The sequence below is a fragment of the Janthinobacterium sp. SUN026 genome (genome assembly GCF_030397625.1).
Classification (GTDB): Bacteria; Pseudomonadota; Gammaproteobacteria; order Burkholderiales; family Burkholderiaceae_D; genus Janthinobacterium; species Janthinobacterium kumbetense.
Genome location: NZ_JAPQNU010000002.1, coordinates 879,381 through 888,180, shown reverse-complemented (window position 1 = coordinate 888,180; position 8,800 = coordinate 879,381). Strand labels below are relative to the sequence as shown.

General features: G+C 62.2%; 11 protein-coding genes. 7 read left to right on the top strand and 4 right to left on the bottom strand.

The window, feature by feature from the left end:
* The first annotated feature begins 199 nt into the window (after window positions 1-199).
* Genes OX459_RS13575 through OX459_RS13565 form a run of 3 tightly spaced genes read left to right on the top strand, consistent with a single transcriptional unit; the run spans window position 200 to window position 2,658 of the window.
* Window positions 200-1,441, top strand: a complete 1,242-nt coding sequence (locus OX459_RS13575; RefSeq protein ID WP_289905413.1) for a histidine kinase — start codon at window positions 200-202, stop codon at window positions 1,439-1,441.
* Window positions 1,438-2,187, top strand: coding sequence for a LytTR family DNA-binding domain-containing protein (locus OX459_RS13570; protein ID WP_289905412.1), 750 nt, complete (start codon window positions 1,438-1,440; stop codon window positions 2,185-2,187). The genes OX459_RS13575 and OX459_RS13570 overlap by 4 nt, the downstream gene beginning before the upstream one ends.
* A gap of 42 nt (window positions 2,188-2,229) precedes the next feature.
* Window positions 2,230-2,658 (top strand): DsrE family protein, encoded by a 429-nt coding sequence (locus OX459_RS13565; protein ID WP_289905411.1) that lies wholly within the window; start codon window positions 2,230-2,232, stop codon window positions 2,656-2,658.
* A 51-nt stretch (window positions 2,659-2,709) separates the two neighbouring features.
* On the opposite strand, the gene OX459_RS13560 is transcribed toward OX459_RS13565, so the two are convergent.
* Complete coding sequence (locus OX459_RS13560; protein ID WP_034757699.1) at window positions 2,710-2,928, bottom strand: TOBE domain-containing protein; 219 nt, start codon at window positions 2,926-2,928, stop codon at window positions 2,710-2,712.
* Window positions 2,929-3,103: 175 nt separating this feature from the next.
* On the opposite strand from OX459_RS13560, the gene OX459_RS13555 reads away from it, so the two are divergent.
* Window positions 3,104-3,604 (top strand): hypothetical protein, encoded by a 501-nt coding sequence (locus tag OX459_RS13555; RefSeq protein ID WP_289905410.1) that lies wholly within the window; start codon window positions 3,104-3,106, stop codon window positions 3,602-3,604.
* Between the two features lie 62 nt (window positions 3,605-3,666).
* Here OX459_RS13555 and OX459_RS13550 read toward each other — a convergent pair whose 3' ends face one another.
* Window positions 3,667-4,722 (bottom strand): sulfate ABC transporter substrate-binding protein, encoded by a 1,056-nt coding sequence (locus tag OX459_RS13550; RefSeq protein ID WP_099664405.1) that lies wholly within the window; start codon window positions 4,720-4,722, stop codon window positions 3,667-3,669.
* Between the two features lie 301 nt (window positions 4,723-5,023).
* Here OX459_RS13550 and OX459_RS13545 point away from each other — a divergent pair, with 301 nt between their 5' ends.
* Entirely contained in the window at window positions 5,024-5,554 is a 531-nt protein-coding gene (locus OX459_RS13545) for a GNAT family N-acetyltransferase (RefSeq protein WP_099402317.1), read from the top strand.
* Window positions 5,555-5,620: 66 nt separating this feature from the next.
* Here OX459_RS13545 and OX459_RS13540 read toward each other — a convergent pair whose 3' ends face one another.
* Window positions 5,621-6,433, bottom strand: coding sequence for a class II glutamine amidotransferase (locus OX459_RS13540; protein WP_289898380.1), 813 nt, complete (start codon window positions 6,431-6,433; stop codon window positions 5,621-5,623).
* A gap of 234 nt (window positions 6,434-6,667) precedes the next feature.
* Between OX459_RS13540 and OX459_RS13535 the strand changes: the two genes are divergently transcribed.
* Complete coding sequence (locus tag OX459_RS13535; protein ID WP_077403090.1) at window positions 6,668-7,501, top strand: EAL domain-containing protein; 834 nt, start codon at window positions 6,668-6,670, stop codon at window positions 7,499-7,501.
* A gap of 158 nt (window positions 7,502-7,659) precedes the next feature.
* Window positions 7,660-8,376 carry a DUF882 domain-containing protein gene (locus tag OX459_RS13530; RefSeq protein ID WP_251349232.1) on the top strand — a complete coding sequence of 239 codons (717 nt, stop codon included), beginning with the start codon at window positions 7,660-7,662 and terminating at the stop codon, window positions 8,374-8,376.
* Between the two features lie 176 nt (window positions 8,377-8,552).
* Here OX459_RS13530 and OX459_RS13525 read toward each other — a convergent pair whose 3' ends face one another.
* Complete coding sequence (locus OX459_RS13525) at window positions 8,553-8,756, bottom strand: DUF3460 family protein (RefSeq protein WP_289905409.1); 204 nt, start codon at window positions 8,754-8,756, stop codon at window positions 8,553-8,555.
* Window positions 8,757-8,800 lie beyond the last annotated feature (44 nt).

Here is an 8,800-nt window from a genome sequence, read left to right as displayed (position 1 = left end):
AAAATTGTTGCACGATTATTGATTTCGTCTTGGAAACTTCGTATTATTTCAGCAATATTGGCAGCCATGGTCCGGCAGGCGCCGCGCGCTTCGTCGTTGATGCCTGCCGCTTCGTGCTTCGTCGCCCCGCGCTATGCCCTGCAACGGGGGCGCCGTAGACTGCGTTCATGCCTGATTGACACGACAAGGAGAACGCAGCATGTGGAAAAAATTTGCCGGATGGTATCGTTGTTACGACGATGAAACCCTCACGGTGCTTGCGCATCCGGACACGGCCGCCCAGTTGCCGCCTGGCTGGCGGCGCTGGGTGGCGTTGCGGCTCATCACCCTGACGCCGATCGAGCGCCAGCAATTCCACGCCTTCATGCTCAAGTACCGGGGCGTCGGCTTTTACCTGGCGGCGGCCAGGCTGATGCTGTTGTTCAGCTGCATCGGCGTCGTGCTGCATTTGCTGCTGCCCGACAAGGTCGGCTGGGCCAAGGCCGTGGTGTTCAGCAATGTCCTGGGCCTGGCGATGGCCTGGGGCGTGCTGGGGGTCTGGTTCAATTACCGCAAGCTGGCGCAGCGCAAGCTCAAGGTGCTGTTGCTGCTGCTGGTGCCGGCCCTGGCCGGTGTGGCGATCGGCGTGCTGCGCGCGATGCTGGAAGGCCATGCTTCCATCGGCGCGGCGCTGGAGCGGGGCGTGCGCGTGGGCGGCTGGGCCGCGCTGACGGCCGGGCTGGTATATATGGTGCCGATGACTATCGTCGTGCTCTGGCGCAACCGCCAGTACGAGGCGCTGGCCCTGCAATTGCAGCAGGATGCCGAACGCGACCGGCTGGCGCGCGAACTGAGCGAATCGCAGCTGCGCCTGCTGCGCGCGCAGATCGAGCCGCATTTCCTGTTCAATACCCTGGGAGCCGTGCAGCAGCTGGCCGAGCAGGGCGCCCACGGGGCGGCGCAGGCGGCCGCGCTGACGGCCAACCTGATCGCCTTCCTGCGCGCCAGCCTGGCCGAGATGCGCGCCGACCAGGTGCCCCTGCAAACGGAATTCGACGTGGTGCAAGCCTATCTGCAAGTGATGCAGGTACGCCTGGGCGCGCGCCTGTCTTTCCGCCTCGACTTGCCGCCCGGCCTGGCGCAGATACAAGTGCCCAGCATGATCTTGCTGACCCTGGTGGAAAACGCCATCAAGCATGGCATCGAGCCATCGCTGCGGGGCGGCGAGATCGTCGTCTCGGCCGTGCTGGACGGGGATGGCGCGATGCGCTTGCGCGTGCAGGATAGCGGCGTGGGCCTGGGCGCCGCGAGTGCACCCGGAGGCGGCCTGGGCCTGGAAAATGTGCGCCGCCGGCTGCAGCTGGCCGCGGCCGCTGCCAGCGTGCACGTGCAAAATGGCGAGGATGCGGGCGTGCTCGCCGAAATCGTGTTGCCGATGAATCTGAAGGAGCCCGCCGCATGAACCCCACCATCCTGATCGCCGAAGACGAACCCCTGATGCGCGAACGCCTGCAAACGATGCTGGCGCTGGCCTGGCCCGAGGCGCGCATCGTGCTGGTGGCGGAAAACGGCAACGATGCCTGGGACGGTTTCCTCGAACATGAGCCGGACGTGGTCTTCCTCGACATCCGCATGCCGGGCCTGTCGGGCCTGGAAGTGGCCGAGCGTATCGGCACGCGGGCGCACGTGGTATTTGTCACCGCGTATGACCAGTATGCCGTCGACGCCTTCGACGCGGGCGCCGTCGATTATCTGTTGAAACCCGTGCAGGCCGAGCGGCTGCAGCGGGCGCTGGCCCGGCTGCGCGACAAGCTGGGTGCCCAGCCGGCCGACATGGCCCACTTGCTGCAGTCGCTGCGCGCGGCGCTGCCGGCGGCGCCGCGCGAAAAACTGAAATGGATCAAGGCCAGCGTGGGCAAGCAGATCCGCCTGATCGACATCGACGACGTGCTGTTCTTCCAGGCGGACACCAAGTACACGCGCGTGGTGCTGGCCGGCTCGGAAGCGCTGGTGCGCACGCCGCTGAAGGATTTGCTGGGCGGCCTCGATCCGGAACAGTTCTGGCAAATCCACCGCGGCACCATGGTCAACGTGAAAGCCATCGAGGCGGCCGAGCGCATCGACGCCGAGCGCATGCAGGTGCTGCTGCGCGGCAGCGCGGAAAAGCTGCCCGTCAGCCGCACGTTTACCTATTTGTTCAGGGATTGATATGATGGCAATGTTTTTAATCTGCCACCATATGGACTTCTCATGACAATTCTACGTCGCTGGTTCGCCGCCATCCTTCTTTCCTTGCTCTCCTGTACTGCCGCCCACGGGGCGCAGAAAGAGGAAAAGGTCGTGTATCACGTCAATGACGCCAGCAATGCCACGGCTGCGCTGAGGAATATCCGCAACCACCTCGATGCCAGCCCGCAGGCGACCATCGTGCTGGTCGCCCACGGTCCCGGCATCGACTTCCTGCTCGACGGCGCCATCGACAAGCAGGGCACTCCGTATGACGTCGTGGTGCGCGAGCTGGTCAAGCGGGGCGTGAGCTTTCGCGTCTGCAATAACACCTTGCAAGGACGCAATATCGACCGCCAGCGCGTGCTGCCCGAAGCCGTCATCGTGCCGTCGGGCGTGGCCGAACTGAGCCGCCTGCAGGCGCAGGAAGGTTATGTGTATATCAAGCCCTGACGCACGCGCCGTTGCCAGATGGCAAGGGCGCGGCGCATGGACAGGCGATGCTTACTGGATCTTGGCGATCGACACTTCCGTCGATTTCACCAGCGCGATGACTTCGCTGCCCACTTTCAGGTCCAGGTCCTTGATCGAGCGCGAGGTGATCACCGACGTGACGATGCCGTGCGGCGTTTCCACGTCCACTTCCGACACCACGGGGCCAAAGATGATTTCCTTGATCTTGCCGCGAAACTGGTTGCGTACATTTACTTCCGAGATAGCCATGATATTTCCTTTGTACCCGTAATACGCCGTGCGGCGCGACATGGCCAGAGTACGGCGTGCGCGCGCTTTTGACCACGAATCGATGCGCATATCGATATGCGGAAATGGTGCGCGGATGCCGCCGCAAGCATATTATTCGCCTATACTCGTCCGTATATCCACGCGGAGGTTTGCCATGCGTCCATGCTTGCTGTCGTTCCTGTCGTTGCCCCTGCTGTTGCCCACCTCTGCCGCGCTGGCGCAACCGGCCGCTGCTCTGCAGCCGATGGCTTTCCTGGCCGGGCATTGCTGGAAGGGAGAGTTTCCTGGTGGTAAGCAGACGGATGAGCACTGTTTCCAGTGGCTGTATGGCGGCCGGATGCTGCGCGACGTGCACACGGTGCGCAGTCCCGGCAAGCCCGATTACGTGGGCGAAACCACGTATTACCACGACGCCGCCGAAGGCAAGGTGGCCTTTCTGTATGTGGAAAACAGCGGCGGCTACAGCCGCGGCACGATGCGTCCGGCGGACGGCGGCCTCGATTTTCCTGCCACGCAATACGTGGGCGCCAGCGGCAAGGCGCTGACGTACCGCGTGCGCTGGACGCCGTCGGGCGATGCCTATGAGGCGGCCAGCGAGATGCTGGTGGACGGGCGCTGGCTGCCGCAATTCAAGCTGCTGCTGAAAAGGCAGTGACGCGGCGGCGGCCATAAAAAAACCGGGACTCGTCCCGGTTTTTTTATTGATGTGGCGCAAGCTTACTTCTGATAAATCTTGTCGAACTCGCCGCCATCGTCAAAATGTTTCTTTTGCGCTTGTTTCCAGCCGCCAAAGACGTCATCGATGGTGAACAGGGTGATCGGCTTGAAGCTGGCCGCGTATTTCTTCGCCACTGCCGCCGAGCGGGGGCGCAGATAGTGCTTGGCGACCAGTTCCTGGCCCGGTTCCGAGTACAGGTATTGCAGGTAGGCCGTGGCTTCCTTGCGGATGCCGCGACGGTCGACGACCTTGTCGACCACGGCCACCGGCGACTCGGCCAGGATGGAGATGCTTGGATACACGACTTCGAAGTTGTCGCCGAATTCGGCGCGCACCAGTTGCACTTCGTTTTCAAACGTCACCAGCACGTCGCCGATTTCACGCTGGGTAAATGTGGTGGTGGCGCCGCGGCCGCCGCCGTCCAGCACGGGCACGTTCTTGAACAGCTTGGTAACGAGCTCGCGCGCCTGCGCTTCGCTGCCGCCTTTTTTCACGGCATAGCCCCACGCCGCCAGGTAGGTGTAGCGGCCATTGCCCGAGGTTTTCGGGTTCGGCACGATGACCTTGATGCCGGGCTTGGCCAGGTCGTCCCAATCCTTGATGTGTTTCGGGTTGCCTTTGCGCACCAGGTACACCATGGTGGAATAGAACGGCGCCGCATTGTTCGGGAATTTCTTGGCCCAGTCGGCCACCACGAGGCCGCGGTCGACGAGGATGTCGATGTCATTGGCCTGGTTCATGGTCACGACGGACGCTTCCAGGCCATCGGCGACGGAGCGCGCCTGCTTGCTGGATCCGCCGTGCGATTGCTTGATGGTGATGGTTTCGCCCGTTTTGGCTTTCCAATCAGCAATAAATGCGGGATTCACGTCCTTGAACAGTTCGCGCATCACGTCGTAGGACGCGTTCAGCAAGACCACCGGTTCGGCGGCGCTGGCGGCCATCGGCAGGCTCATGGCGGCAGCGGAAGCGGCCAGGGCACTGGCCAGGAACCAGCGGCGCGAGCGTTGGGTGAGCGTAGCTGCGGCAGTCGATACGGCGTTGGAATGGGTCATGTTGAACTCTTGTTGTGAGAATAGATAGACATAGTCTAAAATTCCGGCCGGAAAAGAAACGAATTTTTCGTAATATGCTTAGATTCGATTCCCGTTTGCGCTAAAAAACATATATCGATTTCTGGAAACATTCGTGGGCAAGATGCGCATCAGCACTTAGTCTGCACGCATGGCGCCATAGGCAAAACCGGTCCGTGGCGTGCGGCAAAAAACCCGAAAGCGCCGCTTGGTGTATAGTCGAATCGCACGATACAGGGGTAAAACCGCCTGCATCGGCAACTGGAATATTTTGTGAGCGTACATGAGTCTTGAAATTCGTATTGCAACATCGACCGACGCTTTCGAGGCGTGCAACGTATTACGACGCTCCATCGTCGAATGCTGCAGCCTCGATCATCGGGACGATCCGGCCATCCTGGAAGCCTGGCTGGGTAATAAAACACCGCAGATGGTGGCGTGCTGGTTCGCGTCGCCCACCAATTTTTCGCTGGTCGCAGTCGAAGCGGGCGCCGTCGTCGGCGTCGGCTTGCTGACGCGCGCCGGCAAGCTGGCCCTGTGCTACCTGCTGCCCGAGGCGCAAGGCCGCGGCGCCGGCAAGGCGCTGGTGGAGCAACTGGAAGCGCAGGCGCGCGAGTGGGGCATCAAGGCTTTGCAACTGCACAGCACGGCCAGCAGCCAGGCCTTTTTCGTCAAGCAGGGGTATGTCGAGGCGGGCAATGTCCGCTCGCCGTATGGCGTGGAAACGATTTTTTGCTGGAAACAGATTGACCCCGCAGGCATCGCCAGCGGCGACCCCAAGCGCAAGCGCTTTTGCAACTGCAATTCGGCCTGACGCCGGTCTTGCACCTCAGCCCGCCCATCCGGCGGCGGGCCATTTCCTCCCTTTGAATATTTCCCTTTAGTAACTGATCTGGATATACACGCCTTGTTGCGCGCTATCGTTTGCCGGCAGCAAGGTGCCGCCGGCAAACAGTTTCAGTTCGCCAGGGGCGAACGCCAGCCAATCCTCGTTTTGCGTCAATGGATGCGTGGCGATGACGGCGATGCGGTCGTCCAGGTGATTATGCTGGCGAAAGTCGATGCTGCGCTCGCAGTCGATCAGTTGCGCCACGGAAAACGGGTATTCGCGTATCACGTAGTGCAAATGCGTGGAACAGTGGGCAAACAGCAGTTCGCCGTCCGACAGGATGAAATTGAAGGTGCCGTGCGCGGCAATCTCGCGCGCCACTTCGCCGATGGCGGCGCGCAAGTCGGCGCGCGCGGGTTCGCCCAGGGGAAACTGCGTGCGCAAGCGGGCCAGCAAGTGGCAGAACGCCTGTTCGCTGTCCGTGTCGCCGCTGGCGTGGTAGTGCGCATTGGCGGGTGCGCGCCAGGTTTTCAAGTCGCCATTGTGGGCGAAGGACCAGGTCTTGCCCCACAGGTCGCGGGCGAACGGGTGCGTGTTTTCCGGCGCGATGCGGCCTTGCGTGGCCTTGCGGATGTGCGCGACGATGTTTTTCGCTTTCACGGGATGCTGCTGCACCCGGGCCGCCAGCGGCGAATCGATGGCCGCCAGGTGATCCGTCAGCAAGGTGCAGCCGCTACTGGAATGATAGGCGATGCCCCAGCCGTCGCGGTGCTCGTCCGTGCGTCCGCCCCGTTCGGCAAAGCCGGCAAAGGAAAATCCCAGCGCCGCTGGCTTGCTGCTGTTCATTGCGAGTAACTGGCACATGGCGGCCCTTCCTGATGGTATCGGTACACGCCCACAGTAAAGGCCGGGGCAGGTCGCCGGAACGAATGTTTCCGACTATCGTTATGCGCTGTCCGTAGTTGCGGCCATATATGCTGGGCGCATATCAAATGGCGAAACCATTCGTTCTCCTTTGGTTGGCGCTGCCTTACTCTGCACACTTTGGCGCCGCCTTCCCCATCAGGGCAGCTGGCGCAGCCCGATGAAGGAGCACGTATGCCATTTCCCGTCCTGAAAAACTACCTGGCCCGTTTGTCGCACCAAACCCAGGCCGGCACCAGCGTCTGGCTCGACGGGGAGGGCAGGGCGCTGGGGCGCTTTTTCAATTGCACCATGACCAGCGCCTTCCAGCCGCTGCGCGAACTCGAAAGCGGCAAGCTGGTGGCGTTCGAGGGCCTGGCGCGCAGCGTGTCGAAGGCGGACGAGGGCTTGTCGCTGTGGCGTTTGCTCGACCATGCGGCCAGCGACGATGAATCCGTGGAGCTGGACCGGTTGTGCCGCATGTTGCACGCCATTAATTTTTTCCGGCAGGCGGAAGCGGAGCAGGCCGACCTGTACCTGAACGTGCATGACCGCCTGTTGAGCGCCGTCAGCAGCAATCACGGCCACGCCTTCCAGCGCATCCTCGACGCGCTGGGCTTGCCCATCGAACGCATCGTGCTGCAATTGCCGACGGTGACGCCAAACCAGGGTTGGCTGCTCAACTACGTGGCCGACAATTACCGGCGCAACGGTTTCCGTCTGGCCATCAACGTGGCCAGCGTGCATGAAGCCACGGGCATGCTGGAGCGCCTGCACCCGCATGCGTTCAAGCTCGACGCGGGCAACCTCAGCGACGAGCAGGCCGTCGCCAGCTTCGTCACCCTGTGCCATGCGGCGAAAATCCGCGTCGTCTTCAAGCGCCTCGACACGCCGGCCGCGCTGGCCGCGCTGCAGCGCGTCGCCGCCATCACGGGCTTGCCCATCGTGGCCCAGGGTTATCTGCTCGACAAGCCATTGACGGCGCTGGCGCAGGCAAAGCAGGACGCGGCCGCCAGCGCCGCCGCGTGAGCGGTTTCCCGCTTAAGCAGGCTCAGCGGAAAATACGTGAGAAACAGGCAGAGACGATAGAAAATGAGGGTTTTTCTTCGCAGCACAATACGCTATAGTATTCCCATCGTTATATTGGACTGACTATGGCATCGCGCAGAAACTTTCTACACCATGGTATGGGCCTGGCCGCGTTGGGCCTGGTTGCCACCCCTCTCATCGGCTGCGCCTCGCGCACGGCCGCTCCCGCCTCCGCTTCGGCCAGCGCCAAGCCGCGCGCGCCGCGCACGGGCGTACCGCCCCAGCCGACGCAACTGGCCAGCATAGACCGCTCGATCACCTCGCAGCAGCGCCCGGCCATCACCGAGATGGAACCGCCTCCCGACATCTTCGATGCGCAGGCGCTGGACCTGGAATTCTGGCTCAAGCCCCGCACCCTGGAAGTGGTGCGCCCGGCCAGCAATGAAAAAGCCAGGCTGCTGTACTGGAAAGATGGCGAAGTCATCGATTCGGCCTACCAGGAACTGTGCCACTTGCTGCGCGACGTGAACGGCAAGAAAACGGCGCCCATCGACCCGAAATTGCTGGAAACCCTGTGGGGCACCCAGGCGTTCGTGGCCCGCTACGGCATCGAGCAGCCGCTGGAAATCTTGTCGGGCTACCGCACGGCCGAGTCGAACAGCCGCCTGCGCGAAGCGGGCGTGCCGGCCGCGCGCCAGTCGCTGCACATCTCGGGCCGCGCCGCCGACATCCGCGTGGCGAATTTGAACGCTGAAGTGCTCGGTTCGCTCGTGCGCAGCTTCAAGCAGGGCGGCGTGGGCTTCTATTACCGCTCCGGCCCCCGTGGCGGCTGGATCCATGCGGATACGGGCCTGCAGCGCACCTGGAAGGGTTAAGCGTTAGTACTGAGCGCTAAGTAATCCCCAATAAATTATTGTGATTTCTGACTTCCATAACCTGCGCTCTGCGGCGTTGCTCGCTGCTAGCAGTGCTCACACTGCGTCGCAGTGAGCGCCTTGCATAGCATCCGGTTCTGTTTGTCATAAATTCACACTAATTTCCCGAGGATTACTTAGTCATAGTGATACGGCGGTTCCGGCACGCTGTCGTTGCCGGCGCGTCGCCATGCGTCGAAATTCACGGGGCGTTCCCAGTAAATGCGCCAGCCCAGGCGCTGGCTCGTTTGCGCCTCGGGATGCGCTTGCAGGTAAGCGTCGATGAAGCGCGTGAATTCCGAGACATAGCCGCCGCGGCGGTAGGGAAGTGGACGAGTCATGGCTCCTCCTGCTGTTGACATTTCTTTCATTCTATCGCCAGCGG